This window comes from Lysobacter niastensis, from assembly GCF_031457115.1.
GTDB classification, from domain to species: domain Bacteria; phylum Pseudomonadota; class Gammaproteobacteria; order Xanthomonadales; family Xanthomonadaceae; genus Lysobacter_J; species Lysobacter_J niastensis_A.
In genome coordinates, this window is sequence record NZ_JAVDVY010000003.1 from 409,562 (window position 1) to 432,246 (window position 22,685).

Annotated in this window: 23 protein-coding genes; 16 read left to right on the top strand and 7 right to left on the bottom strand. The window is 67.2% G+C overall.

The genetic code is table 11. The features are described 5' to 3' along the window. Positions 1-154 precede the first annotated feature (154 nt). Together J2X06_RS16570 and J2X06_RS16575 are read left to right on the top strand one after the other, a co-directional pair. The gene (locus tag J2X06_RS16570; RefSeq protein ID WP_310064332.1) at positions 155-709 is read left to right on the top strand and encodes a bactofilin family protein; all 555 of its coding nucleotides are present in this window, start codon (positions 155-157) and stop codon (positions 707-709) included. Then, positions 706-1,077, top strand: a complete 372-nt coding sequence (locus tag J2X06_RS16575) for a hypothetical protein (RefSeq protein ID WP_310064334.1) — start codon at positions 706-708, stop codon at positions 1,075-1,077. The genes J2X06_RS16570 and J2X06_RS16575 overlap by 4 nt, the downstream gene beginning before the upstream one ends. Positions 1,078-1,137: 60 nt before the next feature. On the opposite strand, the gene J2X06_RS16580 is transcribed toward J2X06_RS16575, so the two are convergent. Genes J2X06_RS16580 through J2X06_RS16590 form a run of 3 tightly spaced genes read right to left on the bottom strand, consistent with a single transcriptional unit; the run spans position 1,138 to position 3,502 of the window. Continuing rightward, a complete protein-coding gene (locus tag J2X06_RS16580) occupies positions 1,138-1,389 on the bottom strand; it encodes a DUF6587 family protein (RefSeq protein ID WP_430539615.1) in 252 nt (83 codons plus the stop codon). Next, positions 1,386-3,260 (bottom strand): ferrous iron transport protein B, encoded by a 1,875-nt coding sequence (feoB, locus tag J2X06_RS16585; RefSeq protein ID WP_310064336.1) that lies wholly within the window; start codon positions 3,258-3,260, stop codon positions 1,386-1,388. Before feoB ends, J2X06_RS16580 begins: the two co-directional genes overlap by 4 nt. Beyond that, positions 3,257-3,502, bottom strand: coding sequence for a FeoA family protein (locus tag J2X06_RS16590; RefSeq protein ID WP_310064338.1), 246 nt, complete (start codon positions 3,500-3,502; stop codon positions 3,257-3,259). The genes feoB and J2X06_RS16590 overlap by 4 nt, the downstream gene beginning before the upstream one ends. A gap of 146 nt (positions 3,503-3,648) precedes the next feature. Between J2X06_RS16590 and J2X06_RS16595 the strand changes: the two genes are divergently transcribed. The 9 genes from J2X06_RS16595 to J2X06_RS16635 all read left to right on the top strand — a co-directional run bounded on the left by J2X06_RS16595 (position 3,649) and on the right by J2X06_RS16635 (position 13,963). Beyond that, a complete protein-coding gene (locus tag J2X06_RS16595; protein ID WP_310064340.1) occupies positions 3,649-4,431 on the top strand; it encodes an enoyl-CoA hydratase/isomerase family protein in 783 nt (260 codons plus the stop codon). Between the two features lie 161 nt (positions 4,432-4,592). Further along, the gene (locus J2X06_RS16600) at positions 4,593-6,593 is read left to right on the top strand and encodes an acetyl/propionyl/methylcrotonyl-CoA carboxylase subunit alpha (RefSeq protein ID WP_310064342.1); all 2,001 of its coding nucleotides are present in this window, start codon (positions 4,593-4,595) and stop codon (positions 6,591-6,593) included. After that, positions 6,590-7,483: a hydroxymethylglutaryl-CoA lyase gene (locus J2X06_RS16605; protein WP_310064343.1), complete on the top strand. Its 894-nt coding sequence runs from the start codon at positions 6,590-6,592 to the stop codon at positions 7,481-7,483. Before J2X06_RS16600 ends, J2X06_RS16605 begins: the two co-directional genes overlap by 4 nt. Further along, entirely contained in the window at positions 7,480-10,074 is a 2,595-nt protein-coding gene (locus J2X06_RS16610; protein ID WP_310064345.1) for a sensor domain-containing protein, read from the top strand. The genes J2X06_RS16605 and J2X06_RS16610 overlap by 4 nt, the downstream gene beginning before the upstream one ends. Before the next feature lie 48 nt (positions 10,075-10,122). Beyond that, complete coding sequence (locus tag J2X06_RS16615) at positions 10,123-10,608, top strand: GNAT family N-acetyltransferase (protein WP_310064346.1); 486 nt, start codon at positions 10,123-10,125, stop codon at positions 10,606-10,608. A gap of 58 nt (positions 10,609-10,666) precedes the next feature. Continuing rightward, positions 10,667-12,025: a metal-dependent hydrolase family protein gene (locus tag J2X06_RS16620; protein ID WP_310064347.1), complete on the top strand. Its 1,359-nt coding sequence runs from the start codon at positions 10,667-10,669 to the stop codon at positions 12,023-12,025. 31 nt (positions 12,026-12,056) lie between these two features. Beyond that, positions 12,057-12,827 carry an SDR family NAD(P)-dependent oxidoreductase gene (locus tag J2X06_RS16625; RefSeq protein WP_310064348.1) on the top strand — a complete coding sequence of 257 codons (771 nt, stop codon included), beginning with the start codon at positions 12,057-12,059 and terminating at the stop codon, positions 12,825-12,827. A 70-nt stretch (positions 12,828-12,897) separates the two neighbouring features. Further along, entirely contained in the window at positions 12,898-13,464 is a 567-nt protein-coding gene (gene yeiP / locus J2X06_RS16630; protein ID WP_310064349.1) for an elongation factor P-like protein YeiP, read from the top strand. 55 nt (positions 13,465-13,519) lie between these two features. Beyond that, positions 13,520-13,963 (top strand): GNAT family N-acetyltransferase, encoded by a 444-nt coding sequence (locus J2X06_RS16635; RefSeq protein WP_310064350.1) that lies wholly within the window; start codon positions 13,520-13,522, stop codon positions 13,961-13,963. A 46-nt stretch (positions 13,964-14,009) separates the two neighbouring features. Here J2X06_RS16635 and J2X06_RS16640 read toward each other — a convergent pair whose 3' ends face one another. Next, on the bottom strand, positions 14,010-14,573 hold the full coding sequence (locus J2X06_RS16640; RefSeq protein ID WP_310064351.1) for an NUDIX hydrolase: 564 nt from the start codon (positions 14,571-14,573) through the stop codon (positions 14,010-14,012). 153 nt (positions 14,574-14,726) lie between these two features. Between J2X06_RS16640 and J2X06_RS16645 the strand changes: the two genes are divergently transcribed. Together J2X06_RS16645 and J2X06_RS16650 are read left to right on the top strand one after the other, a co-directional pair. Then, a complete protein-coding gene (locus tag J2X06_RS16645; RefSeq protein ID WP_310064352.1) occupies positions 14,727-16,298 on the top strand; it encodes an amino acid permease in 1,572 nt (523 codons plus the stop codon). A gap of 102 nt (positions 16,299-16,400) precedes the next feature. Further along, on the top strand, positions 16,401-17,825 hold the full coding sequence (locus J2X06_RS16650; RefSeq protein ID WP_310064353.1) for an amino acid permease: 1,425 nt from the start codon (positions 16,401-16,403) through the stop codon (positions 17,823-17,825). A 79-nt stretch (positions 17,826-17,904) separates the two neighbouring features. On the opposite strand, the gene J2X06_RS16655 is transcribed toward J2X06_RS16650, so the two are convergent. Continuing rightward, on the bottom strand, positions 17,905-18,240 hold the full coding sequence (locus J2X06_RS16655) for a high-potential iron-sulfur protein (RefSeq protein WP_310064354.1): 336 nt from the start codon (positions 18,238-18,240) through the stop codon (positions 17,905-17,907). Between the two features lie 92 nt (positions 18,241-18,332). Here J2X06_RS16655 and J2X06_RS16660 point away from each other — a divergent pair, with 92 nt between their 5' ends. The 3 genes from J2X06_RS16660 to mtnC all read left to right on the top strand — a co-directional run bounded on the left by J2X06_RS16660 (position 18,333) and on the right by mtnC (position 20,454). After that, positions 18,333-18,971, top strand: coding sequence for a methylthioribulose 1-phosphate dehydratase (locus J2X06_RS16660; RefSeq protein WP_310064356.1), 639 nt, complete (start codon positions 18,333-18,335; stop codon positions 18,969-18,971). After that, positions 18,968-19,525 carry a 1,2-dihydroxy-3-keto-5-methylthiopentene dioxygenase gene (locus tag J2X06_RS16665; protein ID WP_310064357.1) on the top strand — a complete coding sequence of 186 codons (558 nt, stop codon included), beginning with the start codon at positions 18,968-18,970 and terminating at the stop codon, positions 19,523-19,525. The genes J2X06_RS16660 and J2X06_RS16665 overlap by 4 nt, the downstream gene beginning before the upstream one ends. A gap of 230 nt (positions 19,526-19,755) precedes the next feature. Then, positions 19,756-20,454 (top strand): acireductone synthase, encoded by a 699-nt coding sequence (mtnC, locus tag J2X06_RS16670; protein ID WP_310064359.1) that lies wholly within the window; start codon positions 19,756-19,758, stop codon positions 20,452-20,454. Between the two features lie 29 nt (positions 20,455-20,483). Here mtnC and J2X06_RS16675 read toward each other — a convergent pair whose 3' ends face one another. Both J2X06_RS16675 and J2X06_RS16680 read right to left on the bottom strand, forming a co-directional pair. Next, entirely contained in the window at positions 20,484-21,068 is a 585-nt protein-coding gene (locus tag J2X06_RS16675; RefSeq protein WP_310064361.1) for a YdeI/OmpD-associated family protein, read from the bottom strand. A gap of 4 nt (positions 21,069-21,072) precedes the next feature. Next, the gene (locus tag J2X06_RS16680; RefSeq protein WP_310064363.1) at positions 21,073-22,659 is read right to left on the bottom strand and encodes a calcineurin-like phosphoesterase C-terminal domain-containing protein; all 1,587 of its coding nucleotides are present in this window, start codon (positions 22,657-22,659) and stop codon (positions 21,073-21,075) included. Between the last annotated feature and the right edge of the window lie 26 nt (positions 22,660-22,685).

The window sequence follows — 22,685 nt, forward strand, 5'->3', positions numbered from 1 at the left end:
CTGCACGATCGCGAATTCAGGCAGGTGATCGCCAGATAAACGTCCGACGCCACGCGTCGTTATGGTGAGTCGTGTCACATCGGTTGCCGGGCTGGCTGCGTAGCCTCGAGAGGTTCCGCATCCCTGCCGTCCCCAACCGAAGGAAGTACGCACCATGGCGATTTTCAATCAGTCCGCCACCTCCAAGCGCGACACGATGCCGCCGTCCGCGCCGGAAAGCGCGCTCAACAAGCAACCCGATCCCAACGAGATTTCCTTCGGCTCGATGTCGACGCCGACTCCGGCACCGGCGCCCACGCTGGCTTCCGCGCCTGCGCGCGCGGCCGAACGCGAAGCCAAGGAGTCCATCATCGCCGCCGACCTGTCGATCGAAGGCAAGATCCAGGGCTCGGGCCATGTCCGCATCGCAGGCCGTTTCAAGGGCGATGTACATGTCGAAGGCGATCTGACCGTCGAGGTCGGTGCCAAGGTCCATGGCGGCGTGCGTGCGCGCAAGGTGGTGGTCGCCGGCGAACTGGAAGGCAACATCGAATCGGCGCAGCGCGTGGAACTGCTGCAGGGCGGCCAGATCGTCGGCGACGTCAAGGCCGGCACGATTACCGTAGCCGCAGGCGCGCGCATGCGCGGCCAGGTCGACTTCGGCTTCGAGGACAAGTCCGCGCGCACTGGCAAGGCCGAGCATAAGGCGGAGGCGGAAGCCGTCGCATGAGCACGCCGCGCCCCGGCACGCCCGGCGCCACGCGTACCTGCCCGCACTGCAAGACGACCATCCTCGAAAGCTCCACTGTCTGCCCGGCCTGCAAGCATCACCTGCGCTTCGATCCGGCGGCCGAGGCAGCCTCGCGGCAGCGCAGCGTGCCGTTGCGCGTGGAGGGCACGATCACGCCGCCCGACAGCGACACCGCGCTGGAATACGCGATGGTGCTGACCATCGTTGACGACAATGGCCGGGAGCTGGAGCGGCAGGTCGTCGGTGTCGGCGCGCTCTACGCCGGCGACAAGCGCACCTTCACGCTTTCCGTGGAGGCAGTGGAGATCAAGGGTATTCGCGCCCCCCGTGGGCGCGGAAAGCACTGAAGCCTGTAACAACAGAGCCTGTAACGGCAGGATCATCCTTCGCGGGATGATCCTGCCCTTTTAATGCTTGGGCGGATCGCAGCTGTTGCAGCCGCCGCAGGCGCTGTCGGTCGCACGGCCGGGCGGCGCGATGCGGCGTCCGAGGTTGCGCAGCCAAAGCGGCCGACCTTCGCGGACCATCGGCACCGCCAAGGCCATGCGCAACCGGCGCACCGAATCCGGGAACTGGCGCCTGGCGACATAGCCCGCGCTGAATACCACCGCCAGCGCGATCACCATGTACTGCCCGAGCAGGCCGGCGTCCACGCTCACCCCGCTCCCAGCGCCACGGCGACCTGGTAGGTGACCATCGAGACCAGGTATGCCAGGCCGAACAGATAACCGGTGCTGATCGCGACCTGCTTCCACGAGTTGGTCTCGCGTTTGATCGTCGCCAGCGTGGAGATGCACATCGGCGCGTAGATGTACCAGACCAGCAGCGACAACGCCGTCGCCAGCGACCAGCTGCCGCTGACGATCGGGCCCAGCGCCTGCGCCGCGGCTTCGTCGTTGACCGCCGACAGCGCATACACCGTCGCCAGCGACGACACCGCCACTTCGCGAGCGGCCAGGCCCGGGATGAGGGCGATGCAGATCTGCCAGTTGAAGCCGAGCGGCGCGAATACCGACGTCATGGCGTGGCCGAGGCGGCCGGCGAAGCTGTAGTCGATGGCAGGTCCGGTCGCGCCCGCCGGAGCCCCCGGGAACGACAGCAGGAACCACAGCAGGATGGTCAGCGCCAGGATGATGCCGCCGACGCGGCGCAGGAAGATCCACGCGCGCTCCCACAGGCCGATCGCCAGATCGCGCGGGTGCGGCAGGCGGTAGGACGGCAGTTCCAGCAGCAGCGCGTGCTCGCTCTTGTCGCGGCGCCACTTCTTCATCACCCACGCGACCAGCATCGCACTGACGATGCCGGCCGCGTACAGCGCGAACAGCACCAGCCCTTGCAGGTTGAGCAGGCCGCCGGCGACGTCGCGCTGAGGGATGAAGGCGCCGATCAGCAGCGCATACACCGGCAGGCGCGCCGAGCAGGTCATCAACGGCGCCACCAGGATCGTCGCAAGGCGGTCGCGCGGGTCCTGGATCGAGCGTGTCGCCATGATGCCCGGCACCGCGCAGGCAAAGCTCGACAGCAGCGGAATGAACGAACGACCCGACAGGCCGGCCCGGAACATCAGCCGGTCGAGCAGGAACGCAGCGCGCGGCAAATACCCGGACTCCTCGAGTGCGAGGATGAAGGCGAACAGGATCAGGATCTGCGGCAGGAATACGATCACGCTGCCCAGGCCGGCGATGATGCCGTCGACCAACAGACTCCTGAGCGGACCGTCAGGCATCGCGTTGCCGACGAAACCGCCCAGCGCAGCCGTGCCGGCCTCGATCAGGTCCATAAGCGGCGTCGCCCAGGCATAGACAGCCTGGAAGATCAGGAACATCACGACGGCCAGCGACAGCAGGCCGAACACCGGATGCAACAGCCAGCGGTCGAGCGTGTCGTCGACCTCGGCGGTGCGACGCGGCATCGTCACCGCCAGCGAAAGCAGGCGGCGTGTTTCGGCATGCAGCGCGTCGGCATCGTGCGCCTGTGCGACCGGAAGATGCGTGCTTGGCTCGCGCAGCCGCTCGGCGACGCGATCGAGCATTGCCACCAACTCGCGCGCGCCACCGTTGCGCACCGCCACGGTGGGCACGACGGGAATGCCGATTTCGCGCTCCAGGACGGCCAGGTCGACGTCGATGCCGCGACGTTTGGCCGCATCCATCATGTTGACCGCCAGCACCATCGGTCGGCCGAGTTCGCGCACTTCCAGGGCAAAGCGCAGGTGCAGGCGCAGGTTGGTCGCATCGACGACGCACACCAGCACGTCCGGCGCGGGCTCGCCGGGGTAGAAGCCGCGGCACAGGTCGCGCGTCACCGCCTCGTCGAGGCTGGCGGCCTGCAGGCTGTAGGCGCCGGGCAGGTCGAGCACCGCGTAGCTGCGTCCGGACGGCGCGTGGAAACGTCCTTCCTTTCGCTCGACGGTGACGCCCGCGTAGTTGGCCACTTTCTGCCGACTGCCGGTGAGCTGGTTGAACAGGGCGGTCTTGCCACAATTGGGGCTGCCCACCAGGGCGATGCGGATGGTGTCGACGGCGCTCATGCGGCCGGCTCCGGTAGCACCCGGATGCGCGCCGCTTCGCTGCGGCGCAGGGCGAAGCGGGTGAATCCGACCTGCACCAGCAGCGGCTCGGCCGAGAGCGGCCCGGCCGCCATCACCTCGACACGCTCCCCGTGCACGAACCCGAGTTCGCGCAAACGACGGGCAATCGAGTCGTTGGGCGAATGGTCCTCGACGGTCTCTACCGTGGCGGCAATGCGGCGGGGCAGTTCGGACAGCTTCAAGGCTCACCTCAAGCCGGGCCCGAAGCTGCCTCCGGTATCGGCCACAAATGGGAATTGTTCTCAATTGTAGCACCCAGCCCTCGCCGTACGGATGGCAAAAGGCACCGGCTATCATTCGCCAGATTCCAACAAGCGCAGGACGTTCCATGACCCACCCGCTGTTGAGCCTGCGCGACGGTCCCGTGGCCCGCCTGCGCATGAACCGTCCCGAGTTGCACAACGCCTTCGACGCCATGCTGATCGCGGCACTCACCGGCGCGCTGGAGGGCCTGGCCGGTAATGACGAGATCCGGGTGGTGGTGCTGGAGGGGGATGGCCCGTCGTTCTCGGCCGGTGCCGACCTGAACTGGATGCGGGGGATGGCCACCGCGAGCGAGGCCGAGAATCGCGACGACGCCCTCGCCCTCGCCCGCCTGATGCGCACGCTCGACGAACTGCCCAAGCCGACCATCGCCCGAGTGCACGGCGCGGCGTTCGGTGGCGGCGTCGGGCTGGTGGCCTGCTGCGACATCGCCATCGCAACGCCCGAGGCGAAGTTCGGACTGACCGAAAGCAAGCTCGGCCTGTTGCCGGCGGTGATCTCGCCCTACGTCATCGCAGCCATCGGCGCGCGCCAGGCGCGGCGCTGGTTCGCGACCGGCGAACTGTTCGACGCGCCGACCGCGCTGCAGATCGGTTTGCTGCACGGCGTGGTGCCGGCCAGCGAACTGGACGCCGCAGTCGACCGGCAGATCGCGCTGCTGCTCAAGGCCGGTCCGCGAGCCTGCGCACAGGCCAAGGCGCTGGTGCGGCGTGTGGCTGCACAGACAGATCGCGACCGCCTGGATGCCGACAACGCTTCGCTCATCGCGCAGTTGCGCGTGTCGCCGGAAGGTCAGGAAGGCCTGAGCGCCTTCCTCGACAAGCGCAAGGCGAACTGGAGTCGGTGAGCAGCTACCTGTAAGAGCGAACGTACCCGCTCAGATCGCACCACTTCAGCCTGCCGGTACCGGCACGAGCGAACGTTTCAACTTCGACGATTACTGGGAAGGCGAGTAGGCCTCCTCCTGCACTGCCCGCCCCTTCATTGCTCCGGATAAGGCATCACCTAATGTTCGACAAGATCCTCATCGCCAACCGCGGCGAAATCGCCTGCCGCGTGATCCGCACCTGCCGCCGCCTCGGTATCCGCACCGTCGCGGTGTATTCGCAGGCCGATGCCGATGCGCAGCATGTGCGCCTGGCCGACGAGGCCTGGCCGATCGGCGGACCGCGTCCGGTCGAGAGCTACCTGCGTGGCGACGCAATCATCGACGTCGCCCGCCAGTCCGGCGCGCAGGCGATCCATCCGGGCTACGGATTCCTCAGCGAGAACGCCGACTTCGCCGATGCCGTCGAAGCCGCCGGCGTGGTGTTCATCGGGCCGAAGGCGGCCTCGATGCGCAAGATGGGCAGCAAGGCCGGCGCCAAGGAACTGATGCACGCCGCCGGCGTGCCCGTGGTTCCCGGCTACACCGGCGAGGACCAGGATCCGCAGAACCTGCAACGCGAAGCCGACGCGATCGGCTATCCGCTGATGATCAAGGCCGCCCACGGCGGCGGCGGCAAGGGCATGCGCATCGTGCGCGAGTCCGGCGAGTTCATGCCCAACCTGCAAAGCTGCCAGCGCGAGGCGGCCGGCGCGTTCGGCCGTGATCGCGTGCTGCTGGAGCGTTACGTCGAGCGCCCGCGCCACATCGAGATCCAGGTCTTCGCCGACTCGCACGGCCATGCCATCCACCTCAATGAGCGCGAATGCTCGGCGCAGCGCCGCTACCAGAAGGTGCTGGAAGAGTCGCCCTCGCCGTTCCTCACGGCCGAACTGCGCGAAGCCATGGGCGCCGCGGCGGTGTTGGCCGCGCGCGCGATCGATTACGTCAACGCGGGCACGGTGGAGTTCATCGTCGGTCAGGACGGTGGCTTCTACTTCATGGAGATCAACACGCGCCTGCAGGTCGAACATCCTGTGACCGAGATGGTCACCGGCCTGGACCTGGTCGAATGGCAGCTGCGCGTCGCCGCCGGCGAGCCGTTGCCGCTACCACAGGACGCCATCGCACAGAACGGCCACGCCATCGAGGTGCGGCTGTATGCGGAGGATCCCGAAGCCGGCTTCCTGCCGGGCTCCGGCAGGCTCGAGCGGCTTCGCCTGCCCGCCCACGACACGCAGGGCGTGCGCATCGACTCGGGCGTGGTCGAGGGCGACACGGTCACGATCTTCTACGACCCGATGATCGCCAAGCTCATCGTCCACGATGCCGACCGCCCACGCGCGTTGGCGCGCCTGCGCGCGGCGCTGGCCGGGTGCGACATCGCCGGCCCGAAATCCAACATCGAATTCCTGGAGCGGCTGGCCCGGCACCCGGCCGTCGTCTCCGGGACCATCGACACCGGCTATCTGGATCGCAGCCTCGACGAGTTCATGCCCACCCCGGGCGAGGACCACGAGGAACTGCTCATCGCCGCCACCGTGGCCCAGCTGCTGGCACAGGAGCGCCAGACCCGGCAACGCGCGGCGCGGTCTCTGGATCCCACCTCCCCCTGGGCCATCGCCGACGGCTGGCGGCTGGGGCACGGCAGCCGCCGCAGCCTGGCTTTCCTGGCGCGCGAACAGCGCCTGGAGGTTCACGCCCAAGGCAGCGAGGGCGACTACCGCCTCGAACACGACGGCCAGATCCGCCAGGTCGAGGGCGCGCGCCTGAACGGGGACGTCCTCAGCCTGCGGGTTGACGGGAAATCCCTGCGTTTTACGTTGCTGGGGGATGAGGGAAAAATCGTGGTCCATGACGGCGATCGTCGGCTGCGCCTGCAGTCGGTGCCGATGTATCGTCACGAACAGAGCACCGGCGCCGGTGTCGGCAACCAGGTGATCGCGCCGATGCCGGGACGGGTCGTGGTGGTCCGGGCCGCCGCAGGGGATCCGGTCGAGGCCGGACAGGAGCTGATGGTGATCGAAGCGATGAAGATGGAGTTGAGTCTGAAGGCACCGCGCGCCGGCACCGTGGCCGAAGTGCGCGCGGCCGGCGGCGATTTCGTCGAAGCCGACGCCGTGCTGGTGACGCTGGCCTCATGAAGAGCTTCGTGCGCATCGTCGAAGTCGGTCCCCGCGACGGCTTGCAGAACGAAAAGACCCAGATCGCCACGGCCGACAAGATCGCGCTGATCGATCGGCTGTCGGCGACAGGGCTTCGCAGCATCGAAGCCACCAGCTTCGTCAGCCCGAAGTGGGTGCCGCAGCTGGCCGACGCCGCCGAGGTGTTCGCCGGCATCGCCCGGCAGCCCGAGGTCCGCTATCCGGTGCTGGTGCCCAACGAGCAGGGCTACGAACGCGCCCGAGCGGTCGGCGTGGAGGAGATCGCGGTATTCACCGCGGCGTCCGAGGCGTTCAACCAGAAGAACATCAACGCCAGCATCGACGAGTCGCTGCAGCGTTTCGCGCCGGTGATGCAGCGCGCCAGCGCCGACGGCGTCGCCGTGCGCGGCTATGTGTCCACGGTGCTCGGCTGTCCGTACCAGGGCGACGTGCCGCTGACCGACGTGGTGCGCGTGGCGCGCGCGTTGCACGAGATGGGCTGCTATGAGATTTCGCTGGGCGACACGATCGGCGTCGGCACTCCCGCCAAGGCCAGGGCGATGTTGCTGGCGGTGGCGCAGGAAGTACCGATCAGTGCGTTGGCCGTGCACTTCCACGACACCTATGGCCAGGCGCTGGCCAACATCCTCGCCTGCCTCGAGGAAGGCGTGGCGGTGGTGGATTCGGCGGTATCCGGCACCGGCGGCTGCCCGTATGCCAAGGGCGCCAGCGGCAACGTCGCCAGCGAGGACGTGGTGTACATGCTGCACGGGCTCGGTATCGAGACCGGTATCGACCTGCCGAAGCTCGCCGAAACCGGACGCTGGCTCGCCGGCCTGCTGGGCCGGGAGACCGGCAGCAAGGTCGGCAAGGCGCTCGCCGCGTCATGAGCCACACGCCGCCAGCGTCGGCCCTGCCCCAACCCTCCAGCCAGGAGACGGCAGCGACGCTTGCGGCACTGGAACAATCCCTGCTCGACCCGGGCCTGCCGGCATCCGCCCGTGCCGTGATCGAGCGCGCGCGCGACGCGTTGCTGGCGCTCGCCGAGGAGGCCCGGACGGCCCACCAGAACTACCGCTCCCTGTTCGATGCCGTGCCCGATCCGGTCAGCATCATCGCCTGGGACGGCACCGTGCTCGACCTCAACAAGGCCGGCATGGCCGCCTACCGGCGACCGCCGGAGGAGATCGTCGGCCAACCGATCCACGTGCTGAACCCCGAACTGCCGCGCGACCACATGGCGCCAGTGCACGACGCGCTCAGCCGGGGCGATACCTACGTGGTCGACGTCACCAACATGCGCGGGGATGGCACGCGCTTTCCCGTCGAGGTGCATTCGGCTGCATTCCAGCACGAGGGCGAGCGTTGCATCGTCGCCGTCGCGCGCGACCTCAGCGGTCGCCGCGATGCCGAACTGCGTTACCGCGAGCTGATGGAAACCCTCGACCGCGGCATCCTCGTTCGCAATGCCGAACAGCGCATCGTCTACGCCAACCCGGCCGCGATCCGCATGTTCGAAGTCGAACCGGGGCTGAGCCTGGACGAGGAGCTGCGGCCCGAACGCTGGAAGGTGTACGACGAGAACGGGCATGAGTTGTCCGAGTCGCAACTGCCTTCGATACGGGCGCTTCACACCGGCGTCGTCTCGGCAAGCACCGTGCTGGGTTTCTACAACTGCCGCCTGCGACGTCTGCGCTGGATGTCGGTGACCAGCGTTCCGCAGTTCGCTGCAGGCAGCGACCGGCCGCACCAGGTGCTCTCACTGTTTACCGATGTCACCGAACTCAAGCGCGACAGCGCCCTGTTCGACCGCGCCCAGGCGCTGGCCCACATCGGCGGCTGGGAGTGGGACACCGGCCGCGACCATCTTTACCTGACCGCCGAGGCGCGACACATCCTGGGCGCGCACCCGGCACCGGAAACTGTCGAGGAGATGCTCGCCTGCCTGCTCGATCCCGATCGTCACCGGCTGCGTGTCGCGTTCGACCAGGCGGTGTCGTTCGGACGCAGTTTCGACCTGGAACTGCAGGGCCAGCAGATGGAAGGACCGACGTTCTGGGTTCGCGTGATCGGCGAGGCCGAGCCCGGCAACCCGATCGGCTCACGCATCACCGGCACGTTGCAGGACATCACCGAGCGGCGCCGTTCTGACGAAAGCCTGCGCGTACAGGCACGCAGCGATCCGCTGACCGGCCTGCTCAACCGCGATGCGGTGCTGCACGAGCTCGAAATCCGCCTGGACGATCCGCGCCGTTCGACGCTGGCCGTGCTCTACATCGACCTGGACCGCTTCAAGGTGGTCAACGATGTGCTCGGCCACGCCGCGGGCGATCGCCTGCTCGCCTCGGCGGCACGACGCATCCAGCGCGCGGTCGGCAGCGAGGGGCTGATCGCCCGGTTCGGCGGCGACGAGTTCCTGGTCGTGTGCGATTGCGGCGAGCAGCCGCAACGTCCCGAACAACTGGCCGATGCCATCCTGGACATCTTCGCCGACAGCTTCCGCATGGACGGCGAGGAGTTCAGCATCACCGCCAGCATCGGCATCGCCCAGTCGCCGATCGACGGATTGCGCTCGCAGCAGTTGATCCAGAGCGCGGACGTGGCCATGTACGACAGCAAGCGTCGTGGTCGCAATGGTTGGCAATCGTTCACGCCCGAACTGGCCGAACAGCAGCTGCACCGCCTTCAACTGGAAACGCACCTACGCCGAGCGGTCGGCAACGAGGAGTTCCACCTGGTTTACCAGCCGCAGGTGCGACTGACCGACGGCGCCGTCGTGTCGGCCGAAGCATTGATCCGCTGGAGCAACCAGTCGCTGGGCGAGATGCGGCCTTCGCGCTTCATCGACCATGCCGAGACCACAGGCGACATCGTCGGCATCGGTGGATGGGTATTGCGCGAGGCGTGCAAGCAGATGCGCCGCTGGCGCGACGACGGGCTCGATATCGATCGCGTCGCGGTCAACGTGTCGTACCGGCAGTTCCTGGGCGAGGACCTGGCCAGCAGCGTCGCGGCGGCCTTGTCCGAATCCGGCCTGCCCGGCCATGCGCTGGAACTGGAATTCACCGAGCGCGTGCTGATCGAGGACGTGCCCGACACGCTGCGCACTTTCGCCATCCTGCGCGACCTGGGCGTGGTGCTGACCATCGACGATTTCGGCGAGGGCTACAGCGCGCTGAATTACCTGCGCCGCCTGCCCATCCACGGGCTCAAGCTGAGCCAGTTGTTCGTGCAGGGCGTGCCGCACAACCAGTCCGATGTCGCGGTGTGCCAGGCCGTCACCGGCATCGCGCGCAGCCTTGGACTCGGCCTGGTGGCCGAGGGTGTCGAAACGGAGCAGCAACGGCGGTTCCTGCTCGATCTGGGAGTGGAAATCGGACAGGGCTTCCTGTTCTCCGCCGGGTTGCTACCCGAAGCGTTCCACCAGTACTGCCTGGCGCCGACGCCGACCAAGGGCCCGAGCATTCCAGCGATGCTGTGATGCCCGTTATCATCGTTGCCTTCGAGACCAGGCAACGGCACCCGCGACATGTCGAACTACCTCATCCGTCCGATCGAACCGCGCGACGAGGCGGCGGTCGCCGCCATCATCCGCGCGGTCATGCCCGAGTTCGGCGCGGTCGGCGATGGTTTCGCCATCAACGATCCTGAAGTCGACTGGATGCATCGGGCCTACTCGGCGCCGCGCAGCGCGTACTTCGTGGTCGAAAGCGATGGCGTGGTGGTCGGTGGTGGCGGCGTGGCGCCGTTGTCCGGCGGCGATGGCGATACCTGCGAGCTGCGCAAGATGTATTTCCTGCCGCAGGCGCGCGGCGTGGGCGCCGGCGCCGCGATGATGGCGCGCTGCCTCGATGCCGCGCGTGCATTCGGATTCCGCCGTTGCTATCTGGAAACGCTGTGCGGCATGGATGCGGCGAAGAAGCTGTACCTGCGTTCGGGCTTCACGCCGCTGGATGCTCCGCTGGGCGATACCGGCCACGGTGGCTGCAATGCGTTCTACGTGCTCGATCTGTAGCCCGCTCGAGTTGTAATCCACATCCGACCCTGCCGGAGGCGATTCGATGAAGGCTTGCGTGCGTGCTTTCAGTACCCTCCTGCTCGCCATCGCCACGGCGGCCGCGGGCGCGGCCGACACAAGCCAGGCGGCAACCGACCAGGCAATCCTGCTGCGCCCCGAGCGTGTCTGGACGGGCGATGGCGACGCCGCCCACGCGGGCTGGGTCGTGCTGGTGCGCAAAGGCGCCATCGCCGCAGTCGGTCCGCGCGAGAAGGTGGAAGCGCCGGCCGATGCGCGCCAGATCGACCTGCCCGGCGCCACGCTGGTGCCCGGCCTGATCGACCTGCACGCGCACCTGTTCCTGCATCCGTACAACGAGACGCTGTGGAACGACCAGGTGCTGAAGGAGCCGGTCGACTATCGCACGCTGATGGCGGCGCGGCACGCGCGCGACACGCTGCGCGCGGGGTTCACCACGCTGCGCGATCTCGGCACCGAGGGTGCGGGCTATGCCGACGTGTCGGTGAAGCGCGCGATCGACGACGGCCTGATCGAAGGGCCGCGCCTGTTCGTCTCCACGCGCGCGATCGTCGCCACCGACAGCTATGGGCCAGGCCCGCGCGGTTTCCGTCCAGACATCGACCTGCCCGGCGGTGCGCAGGAAGCCAGCGGCGTGGAGGAAGTGATGCGCGCCGTGCGCGAACAGGCCGGCCATGGCGCCGACTGGATCAAGGTCTATGCCGACTACCGCATCGGCACCGACGGCAGCGCACAGCCGACCTTCACCGCCGCCGAACTGCGCGCACTGGTCGAAGCCGCGCATGCCAGCGGCCGCCCGGTGGCCGCCCACGCGGCAAGCGATGCCGGCATGCGCATGGCGATCGAAGCCGGCGTCGACAGCATCGAGCACGGCACCGCCGGCAGCGCCGCCACCTTCAAGCTGATGCGCCAGCGCGGCGTCGCCTACCTGCCGACGCTGACCGCGGTCGAGTCCTACGGCCAGTACTTCGAACACTACGTGCCCGGCCAGTCGCCACCGACTCCGGAAATGCGCGAGGCCGAACGCGCCTTCCGGGCCGCGATTTCGGCCGGGACCACGATCGGCTGCGGCAGCGATGTGGGCGTGTTCCGCCATGGCGACAACTACCGCGAGCCGGCGTGGATGGTGCAACTGGGCATGTCCGCCCAGCAGGCATTGCGCGCCTGCACCTCGGTCGCCGCGCGCATCCTCCGCCAGGAACAGCGCATCGGCCGGATCGCCCCGGGGCTGCGCGCCGACCTGGCCGCCTTCGAGGGCGACCCCAGCGTGCGGATCGACGACCTGCGCCATCCGGTCCTGGTGATGAAGGACGGGACGATCCATCGCGGCCCGGGCGAGCGCCGCCCTGACGAGCGCGAACCGGGCGAGGCCGCCCCGGCCGGTCCAGTCCGGTAAAATTGCCGTTTTCCCTGATCCGGATATTCCGATGCAACTCGACACCGTCCGCGCCGTAGTCACCGGCGGCGTTTCCGGCCTCGGCTTCGCCGTCGCCCAGCACCTGGTCGCGCAGGGCAGCAAGGTTGCGCTGTTCGACGTCAACGACGACAAGGGCGCCGCCGCGGTCGCCGAACTCGGCGAGGCCAACGCGCGCTACTTCAAGACCGACGTGACCAACGAGGCCGGCGTCGTCGCCAACCTCGCCGCCGCGAAGGAGTTCCTCGGCGGACTGAACGCCACGATCAACTGCGCCGGCATCCTCGGTGCCGGCCGCGTGCTGGGCAAGGAAGGCGCGATGCCGCTGTCGCAGTTCCAGTCCACGGTGATGGTCAACCTGGTCGGCAGCTTCAACGTCGCCAAGGCCGCCGCGGCGCTGATGCAGAACAACGAAGCCGGTGCCGATGGCGAGCGCGGCGTGATCGTCAATACCGCCTCGGTCGCGGCCTACGAGGGCCAGATCGGCCAGGCCGCCTACTCTGCCAGCAAGGGCGGCGTGGTCGCCATGACGCTACCGATGGCACGCGAACTGTCGCGCTTCGGCATCCGCGTGATGACCGTGGCGCCGGGCATTTTCTGGACGCCGATGGTCGATGGCATGCCCGAGTCCGTGCAGCAGTCGCTGGCGGCGTCGATTCCGTTCCCGTCGCGCCTGGGCAAGCCGGAGGAGTTCGCCGACCTGGTCGCCTACATCCTGCGCAACACCTACCTCAACGGCGAGACCATCCGCCTCGATGGCGCCACCCGCCTGGCTCCGAAGTAAGCGCTGTCGGACCTTCTTCGTCTCCGGCGCCAGCCGGCGACACCCCCGGACAATCCAAGAGTTGCAAAGCATGAAAGCGTACGACGTCAAGAAAGGTAACGTGGTCGAGTACAACAACGCGGTCTATCAGATCCGCGACATCGAGCGCAGCTCGCCGCAGGGCCGTGGCGGCAACGTCAAGTTCCGCTTCACCATGTACAGCGTGCCCGGCGGCACCAAGCTCGACATCAGCCTCGGCGGCGAAGACGAGTTGAAGGAAGTCGAGCTGAGCCGTCGCCAGGCGACGTTCTCGTACAAGGACGGCGATGCCTTCGTGTTCCTCGACGACGAGGACTACACGCCCTACACGCTCGATGCCGACGTGGTCGGCGACAGCGCCGGCTACATCGTGCCGGACCTGAGCGGTTGCTACGTGCAGATCATCGACGACGCGCCGGTGGCGTTGCAGCTGCCGCAGAGCGTGGCGATCGAAGTCATCGAGACGCCGCCGGAGCTCAAGGGTGGCACTGCGACCAAGCGTCCGAAGCCGGCCAAGCTGTCGACCGGCATCGAGATCATGGTGCCGGAGTACATCGGCAACGGCGAGCGCGTGCTGGTCAACACCACCACCGGCGAGTTCGCCGGCCGCGCCGACTGACGCAACGACCGGCCGCGCACGATCGAGTGCGCGGCCGGATCGTATCGGACTTCCCATGCTCGTCCGCCGCGCCGTCGCCGCCGATACGCAGGCCCTCACGGACCTGACCCAGTCCAGCAGCGCATACGCGGGCGAATACCGCGCGATTCTCGACGGGCTGGCGATCACGCCGGCGCAGATCGAGCGCGGCCTGTATTACCTCGTCGAGGACGACCATGGCGGCACGGTCGGCTATTACAGCCTGATCGCGCACGACGATGGCCTGGCGGAACTCGATCTGCTGTTCGTCGCCGACCACGCGCAAGGCGGCGGATTGGGCGCACTGCTGTTCCGCCATATGGTCATGGTGGCTCGCGAACACGACTTCACCCGCGTGCGCATCGTCTCGCATCCCCCGGCGGAACCGTTCTACCTGCGCATGGGGGCGCAGCGTGTCGGTACGCAGCCGCCACAGGGTCGCGTCACCTGGACACGGCCGTTACTGGAATTGTCTCTCTAAAAACTACGTTGCCGGCGATCCGCGACTGACGAATGCGCGGCCCGACTCACCCGTTACGCCGCAGCCACTTGCCCGCCATGCGCCGCATCGACTCGTCCGACGCGGGGTCGGTAGCGATCTGCGCGATCTCGCGCCACGCCAGGTCGTGCGACTCCTCGCTGACCACGTAGTCCTCTTGGTCGCCGGCGCGCACCACGTAGCGCACGTCGTAATGCCAGTGACCCGGCACGTCGCCGCGCTCGGGGATCCAGTGGCGGTCGATGTCGAACATGGCCGGCTCCACCGTCAATCCGCGCAGGCCGGACTCCTCCTCGGCCTCGCGCAGCGCGACGCGCGACAGGTCGCGGTCGCCGTCGGCGTGACCGCCCAGTTGCAGCCAGCGATCGAGCTTGCGGTGGTGCGTCAGCAATACCCGCGTGCCGCTGCTATCGACCAGCCAGGCCGAGGCGGTGAAGTGGCCGGCCAGCCGCGCCCGCTCGAACGGATCCTCGCCATCGCCGAGCAACTCCAGGAACTGGGCGGCCGCTTCGCCCTCTTCCGGCCATTGCAGACCATAGCCGGCCAAGGCCGTGCGCAGACCGGCGGGATCGCTAGCGAATGAATGGGGCATGCGGTTCTTGAGGGCATCAGGGGCGCCGATTATGGCGTCCCGGACGTTACTTGTGCCTTTGCGCCGCCACGGGGTAAGGTTCCGGCGGGCCGCGCGCCACACCGTGGGGGCCAATGTAGCCCGCCCGCATAAAAATCATCTGGGGAGAACGCAATGCTTTTCTGGCGCGTCAAGCCGCTCGACAAGATTCTGGAAACTGCTGAAAAGAAATCGCTGAAGCGGCAGCTCGGCGCGTTCCAGCTGACCATGCTGGGCATCGGCGCCGTCATCGGCACCGGCATCTTCGTGCTCACGGCCGAGGCCGGGCAGAAGGCGGGCCCGGGCATGATGATCGCCTTCGTCATCGCGGCAACCGTCTGCGCCCTGGCGGCACTGGCCTACGCCGAACTGGCCTCGATGGTCCCGGTGTCGGGCTCGGCCTATACCTATACCTACGGCGTGTTCGGCGAAATCATCGCCTGGGTCGTGGGCTGGGCGCTCGCCCTGGAATACGGCGTCGGCGCATCGGTGGTCTCGGTCGGCTGGTCGGGCTACATGAACGGTCTGCTGGCGCACAGCGACTTGTTCGGCCTCGTCGCGCCAGGTGCACTGGCATTGCCTGAAGCCCTGCGCGCCGGACCGTTCGCAGGAGGCAGCTTCAACCTGCTGGCCTTCCTGATCTCGTTCGCCGTGACCGTGCTGCTGATCATCGGCACCTCCAAGAGCGCCAAGGTCAACGCGATCCTGGTCGCCATCAAGATCGCCGCACTGGCCATGTTCGTCGTCATCGCCTTGCCGGCGGTGAAGAGCACCAACTTCGAACCGTTCCTGCCCGGCGGCTGGGGTAGCCCGCTCGGCGGCGTCGGCGTACTCGGTGCCGCGGCTTCCATCTTCTTCGCCTACGTCGGCTTCGACGCGGTCTCCACCGCGGCAGAGGAAACCAAGAACCCGAACCGCAACATTCCGATCGGCCTGATCGGCTCGCTGGCGATCTGCACGATCTTCTATCTGCTGGTCGGCTACTCCGCGGCCGGCTCGGTCGGCGCGCAGCCGGTTCTGGGTGTCAACGGCATGCCGCTCGATCCGGGCAGCGACGCGATGGCCGCCGCCTGCGCCGGTTCCGAAGCGCTGGTCTGCAGCAAGGAACCGCTGGCACACGTGCTGCGCATGATCGGCTTCCCGACGCTGGGCAACTGGATCGGCATCGCCGCGATCCTGGCGCTGCCGTCGGTCATCCTGATGATGATGTTCGGCCAGACCCGCATCTTCTTCACCATGTCGCGTGACGGCCTGCTGCCCGAGGCACTGTCCCGCGTCCACCCGCGCTTCCATACGCCGCATGTCATCACCATCATCACCGGCATCGTGGTCGCGGTGTGCTCGGCCTTCTTCCCGGTCGGCAAGCTGGCCGACACTTCGAATTCGGGCACGCTGCTGGCCTTCGCGATGGTGGCGATTGGCGTCATGATCCTGCGCAAGCAGCAACCGAACCGTCCTCGCCCGTTCCGCACCCCGCTGGTGTGGCTGGTGTGCCCGCTGGCGGTGCTGGGCTGCCTGCTGCTGTTCGTCAATCTCACCATGACCGCCAAGCTGGTGTTCGTGATCTGGGCGGCGATCGGGCTGGTGGTGTACCGCCTGTACGGCTACCGCCGCAGCCAGATGGCTCCCGACCACAAGACGCTGCCGCCCGCTCCGCACCTGGAGCCGCACCCGACCTTCCACGAAGGTCCGGACCCGGGCCCGTAAGCGGATCGCAATAAAACTCCAAGGCCGGCGGACTCCGCCGGCCTTGTTTCATCCAGACCCATCCCCTCGTGTCGGCCGCGCGCCGGATCCGGAAGTCATTCGATGCTCAAGCAACTCTGGGCCACCAAACACCCGCATGCCAGCCACGCCGACGCGGACGGGCTGAGCCTTCATCGCACTCTCGGCCCGTGGGGCCTGACCGCACTGGGCATCGGCGCGGTGATCGGCGGCGGCATCTTCGTCATCACCGGACAGGCCGCGGCGGATCATGCTGGCCCGGCGATCATGTTGTCGTTCGTATTGGCGGCGATCTGCTGCACGTTCTGCGCGCTGGCCTATGCCGAGTTCGCGGCGATGGTGCCGGTCTCCGGCAGTGCCTACACCTACACCTACGCGACGTTGGGCGAACTGGCGGCCTGGTTCATCGGCTGGATGCTGGTGCTGGAGTACGGCGTATCGGCCTCGGCGGTGGCGGTCAGCTGGACCGGCTATTTCCTCAGCCTGCTCGATCATTTCGGCATCCACCTGCCACAGGCGCTGGTCAGCGCGCCGCTGGATGCGCAGCTCAAGCCCACCGGCGCGATCGCCAACCTGCCCGCCGCCGGAATCGTGCTGCTGCTGACCTGGCTTTGCTATGTGGGCATCCGCAAGTCCTCTGGCTTGAACAACGCAATGGTGGTGCTCAAGACCGGCCTGATCGTGCTGGTGATCTTCGCCGGCTGGAAGTACGTCGATCCCGCCAACTGGCAGCCCTTCATCCCGGACAACCAGGGCCCCGGCAAGTACGGCTTCGAAGGCGTGCTGCGCGGCGCGGCGCTGGTGTTCTTCGCCTACATCGGATTCGAGGCGGTGTCTGTCGCCGCGCAGGAGTCGCACAAGCCGCAGCGCGACCTGCCGATCGGCATGCTGCTGTCGCTGGCGATCTGCACGGTGCTCTATATCGCGATGGCCGCGGTGATGACGGGCCTGGTTCCCTTCGCTCAACTGGGCACCGATGAGCCGGTGGTGACCGCGGTAGCCGCGCATCCGCAGTTGGGCTGGCTGCGCATCGTGGTGGAAATCGGCGCGCTGGTAGGTCTCTCATCGGTGATCCTGGTGATGATCATCGGCCAGCCGCGCATCTTCATGATCATGGCCCGCGACGGCCTGCTGCCGCCGGTGTTCACGAAGATCCACCCCGAGTACCGCACGCCGCACATCAACACGGTCATCACCGGGATCGGCATCGCCGTGCTGGCGGCACTGTTCCCGCTGGACGTGCTGGGCGAGCTGACCTCGATGGGCACGCTGATCGCCTTCGCCGCGGTCTGCGCCGGCGTGCTGATCCTGCGCCGCACCCAGCCCGACCTGCCGCGCCCGTTCCGCATCCCGTTCGCCTGGTTCATCTGCCTGGCCGGCATCTTCAGCTGCCTGGCGCTGCTGTCGACGATGACTGCGCACAACTGGATGCTGATGGTGATCTGGACGTCGGTCGGCTTCCTGATCTACTTTCTGTACGGCTACCGCCACAGCCGGATGCGCCGCTGACAGCCATCCGCACGCGGACGAAACGGCGCGGGCAACCGCGCCGTTTTTTGTTTGCTTTTGTTTGGAAGTCGTTACGGCCTCAGGCCTTCTTGGCCCAGGCCGAGCACCAGCCCTTCGCCGCGACCGTGTTCTGCGGGAACATCTGGCATGGGCCGTAGGCCTGTCCGGCGGCGCCCTTGTAGAAATTGCAGTTGGCGCAGTCGCTGCCGGGCTTGAACAGCGGGTTCTTCACCGTCGCAGCATTCTCGGTATAGGCCAGGGCCTTCGCCTGCGGGTTATCGAGGGGCAGCTTCGGCAGTTTTGCGGGCGCCGGAGCCGCCTGACCGGCCAGGGCATCCATCGCCACCGTCGCGACGGCGGCTGTGGCGACGGCCTGGGCGAGGAAGCGACGGCGCGAAGGATCATGTGCGTTCATGTTCTACCTCCGGGGGCGGAGTATGCGCCCCTCCATGTGAAGCCGCGGCCGTCAGGTCACGGCCCTCGCCGCCATTTCGCTACACTTTCCCCATGAGCACCCCACTGCCCTACGACCCCCAGCGCCTCGCGCATTGCGCCGGCGAGATCATCGTCAACGTGCGCGAGCTGTCCGACCGCGGCTGGACCCCGGCCACCAGCAGCAACTTCTCGCGGCGCATCGACGACCGCCACGTCGCCATCACCGTCTCCGGCCGCGACAAGGGCCGGCTGACCGAGGCGGACATCATGGTCGTCGACCTCGATGGCCAGCCCGTCGCCACGACGCAGAAGTCTTCGGCGGAGACGCTGCTGCATTCGCAGCTGTACAAGCGTTTCCCCGAGATCGGCTGCGTGCTGCACACGCATTCGCTGACCCAGACCGTCGCCTCGCGCCTGTACGCCGGCCATGGTCACGTCCACCTGGAAGGCTACGAACTCTTGAAAGCCTTCACCGGCAACACCACCCACGAAACCAGCGTCGACTTGCCCGTGCTGCCCAACAGCCAGGACATGACCACGCTGGCCGCGCAGGTGGACTGCCTGCTCGACCGGCAAAGCATGTGGGGCTATCTGATCGACGGCCACGGCCTGTACGCCTGGGGCCGCGACATGGCCGAAGCCCGGCGTCACCTGGAAGCATTCGAATTCCTGCTCGAATGCGAGCTGGAATTGAGGAGGTTGCAACGATGAGCCGCTTGCGCATTTTCGCCGAGAACGACACCACCGCTCCGCAGTCGAGCACCAGCGACCAGGCCGAGATGGCGCGCGAGCTGGCGAAGATCGGCGTGAAGTTCGAGCAATGGCAGGCCAACGCATCGGTCGCCCCGGGCGATGCACCCGAGAAGATCATGGACGCCTACCGCGCCGACATCGACCGACTCGTCGCCGACAACGGCTTCAAGACCGTCGACGTGGTCAGCATCGCGCCGGACAACCCGCAGCGCGATGCGATGCGCGCCAAGTTCCTCGACGAGCACTTCCACAAGGAGGACGAAGTGCGGTTCTTCGTCGCCGGCTCGGGTTTGTTCACGCTGCATGTCGAGGACAAGGTCTACGAGGTCAAGTGCGAACAAGGCGACCTGATCGCCGTGCCCGACAGCACCAAACACTGGTTCGACATGGGGCCGGAACCGAGCTTCATCGCGATCCGCTTCTTCACCGAGCCCGATGGCTGGGTCGGCCATTTCACCGGCACCGATATCGCCCAGCGCTTCCCGCGTTTCGAGAAGGGGCAGGCGGGCTAAGCCCGCCACACCTGTTCAAGGCACATAAAGAGCTGCCAGTCGTTTCGGCGAAACCAGCCCGTCCTGCTCGTCATTCCAGCGAACGCTGGAATCCATTTTGACTTCGCCGTCGTACCCGGCGCGAAGTCGTCGGATGCCGGGCAAGCAGATCGAGCCACGTTCGCAGGCAAGACGAGCGACAGCAAAATGATTCCAGCGTTGGCTGGAATGACGATCGAGAGCAAAACCCCATGCCCATCCGCGCCATTCTCACCGACATCGAAGGCACCACCAGCAGCATTTCCTTCGTCAAGGACGTGCTGTTCCCGTACGCGCGCCGCGCCCTGCCCCGCTTCGTCGCCGCGCGCGGCAAGGAACCGGCGGTGCGCAAATGGTTGGATGCGGTGGCCGCCGAGAACGGCGGCATGTGCGAGGACGCCATGATCGTCGAGGTCCTGCAGGGCTGGATAGACGAGGACCGCAAGCACACCGCACTGAAGGCGTTGCAGGGCATGATCTGGGCCGACGGATACCGCGGCGCCGACTTCACCGCCCACATCTATCCCGACGCCGCCGATGCGCTCAAGCACTGGCACGCTGAAGGGTTGCCTCTGTACGTGTATTCCTCCGGCAGCGTGCCTGCCCAGCGACTGTTCTTCGGCCATAGCGATGCCGGCGACCTGACGCCGATGTTCTCCGGCTGGTTCGACACCGAGATGGGTGGCAAGCGCGAGGCCGACAGCTACCGCAACATCGTCGCGGCCATGGGCATGCCGGCCGAAGAGATCCTGTTCCTGTCGGATGTCGTCGAGGAACTGGACGCAGCACGAGAAGCGGGCCTGCACACCGCGCTGATCGATCGCCTCGAGGATTATCCGCAGCCGCGCAATGGCGAGGCCACCCACGGCCATCCGCGCGTGGAGCGCTTCGACCAGATCGCGATCGGCTGAGCCTCAAAGGGCGTGGCCTTGGCCTCGCCCTACCCGTGCAGCTTCTCGCCCCGCGCGAGCATCTCGACGAACTTCGCCGCCTTCGCCACGCGCGACTCGGGCTTCTTGAGCGTGTGCACGCGCCAGCAATAGGCATAGCGGTTGGTCTTGTCCAACTGCTCGAAGAAGCGGCGCGCCCTGGCGTTCTTCGCCAGCGCGGCGGCCAACTCTTCCGGCACGTCCATGCCGCTGGCCGCGTGATAGGCCGCCTGCCAACGGCCATCGGCCCTGGCGGCTTCGATCTCGCGCAGCCCGCCGGCGCGCATGTGGCCGTCGGCGATGAGTTTCTCGGCCTTGCCGACGTTGATCTTCGACCACAGGCTGCCCGGCCGGCGCGGCGTGAAGCGCTGCAGGAAGTATTGCTCGTCGCAGGCGCGCTTCAGGCCATCGATCCAGCCGTGACACAACGCCACGTCCAGCGCCTGCGCATAGGTGACCGAGACGACGCCCTGGTCCTTCTTGGCGATCTTCAACCACAGGCCCGGCGCGTCGCCGTGCGCGCCCAGCCATTTCTCCCACGCAACCGCATCGCGGAACAGCTTGATCGGCAGGTCGGTGGGCAATGGGCTGGTCATGGCGTCACTCGACCACGTCGTCGAGCCGATAGTTCGCCTGCGCCCTCTGCTCGCCCTGCCACTTGTCGAACGCCCGTACCTGGATCCGGTGTTCTCCAGCAGACAAGTCGGTCGGCAACGTCCCCCGCCACAGATGGGTGGAGGGATCGGCTTCCGGCGAGCGGTCGTAGCCGCGCAGCCGCGGGGCTGCGTCGTCGGCCATGTTCTCGGCCAGCAGGCGAGGATCGGGCTGCTCCACGCGCTTCATCGGCTTCCATTCGCCTTCGTCGATGCGGTATTCGACGCGCGAGTCGGCCTCGCCCATGAAGACGTTGGCGTAGACGCCGAAAGCTGGCCACGCGCCGCGACGCAACACGCGCGGCGCATGCAGCGAAATCGCGTAGTCGGCCGGCTTGCCCGCAACCTGATAGCGCAACGAATACTCGCCACCGGCATCGAACGTGAGCCATGCGTAGCCATTGGGCGTGCCGTCGCTCATTGTCGTATCGGGTATGCCGCGCTCGTCCTTCGCACCCGACCAGAATGCACCGCAGGCCGCGCCCACGTTGTACTCGTGCAGCGGCTGCGCGCCATGCCAGCCGTTGGCGGCGTCGTGGCGGTAATGCCGCTGGTTGTGGGTATGCGCGCTGAGCAGCAGCGTGCGGGGATGGTCCTTCAGCAGCGCGAACAGCCGCTCGCGGTCGGCACGACGAAACGTTTCCGCGCCAGGCACCGGATCGAAGAACGGGATGTGCACAGCGATCACCACGCGCCGCTCGCCCGGCAATGTGGCCAGGTACGCCTGCAGGAACGCGAACTGGTCCTCGCGCAAGCCTCCGACGTAGGCAGGCTTCTGGCCGGGCCGGTAAACCACGTCATCGAGCACGATGAAGCTGGCCTGCGGCTCTTCCCAGGCGTAGCTGTCCGGGCCGTATACATTGCGGAAGCTCAGCAGCGAGTCCTCGTCGCGGGCCGCATCGAAATCGAGGTCGTGATTGCCCGGCACGTGCAGCCACGGCACGCCCAGGCGCGCGGTGACCCGGTTCATGTGGGGATACAGCGTCAGGTCGTCGTTGACGATATCGCCCAGGCTCAGGCCGAGCTGGGCGTCGTGCGTGCCCACCAGCGGCGCGACGATATCGCGCTCGTAGTAGCCGACGTCGACGCGGCTCTTGGGCTGGGGATCGCCGAACACCAGCATCCTGAGCTCGTCCGGGCGCGCCTGTGGCCGCAGCGGGAAGTCGAACGTGTGAGCCTGCGAAGGCTCGATGAGGCCGCCATAGCGCAGCTTCGGTGAGCCATCGGGAAAGTGATGGATCCAGAATCGCGGCAAGCCGTTGTCGCCGTTCGCCGTCGCGTAGCCCGGGGGCTTGATCACGAACACCGTACTGGGCGACCGCTCAGGCAGGCGGTAACGCCCCTGCCCGTCGCTGACGACCAGATCGCGCCCGTTGGACACCTTGACCCCGGCGATGCCGCGCTCACCGGCATCGCGCACGCCGTTGCCGTTGTCGTCCTGGTAAACGAATCCGGTCAACGAAGACTGGGCACGGGCATCGGTCTGCCAACCCACGCAGGCCAGCCAGAGCAGGCAACCGAACAGCAGGCGCATGAAAGTCTCTCCGGAGTGGCCAATCG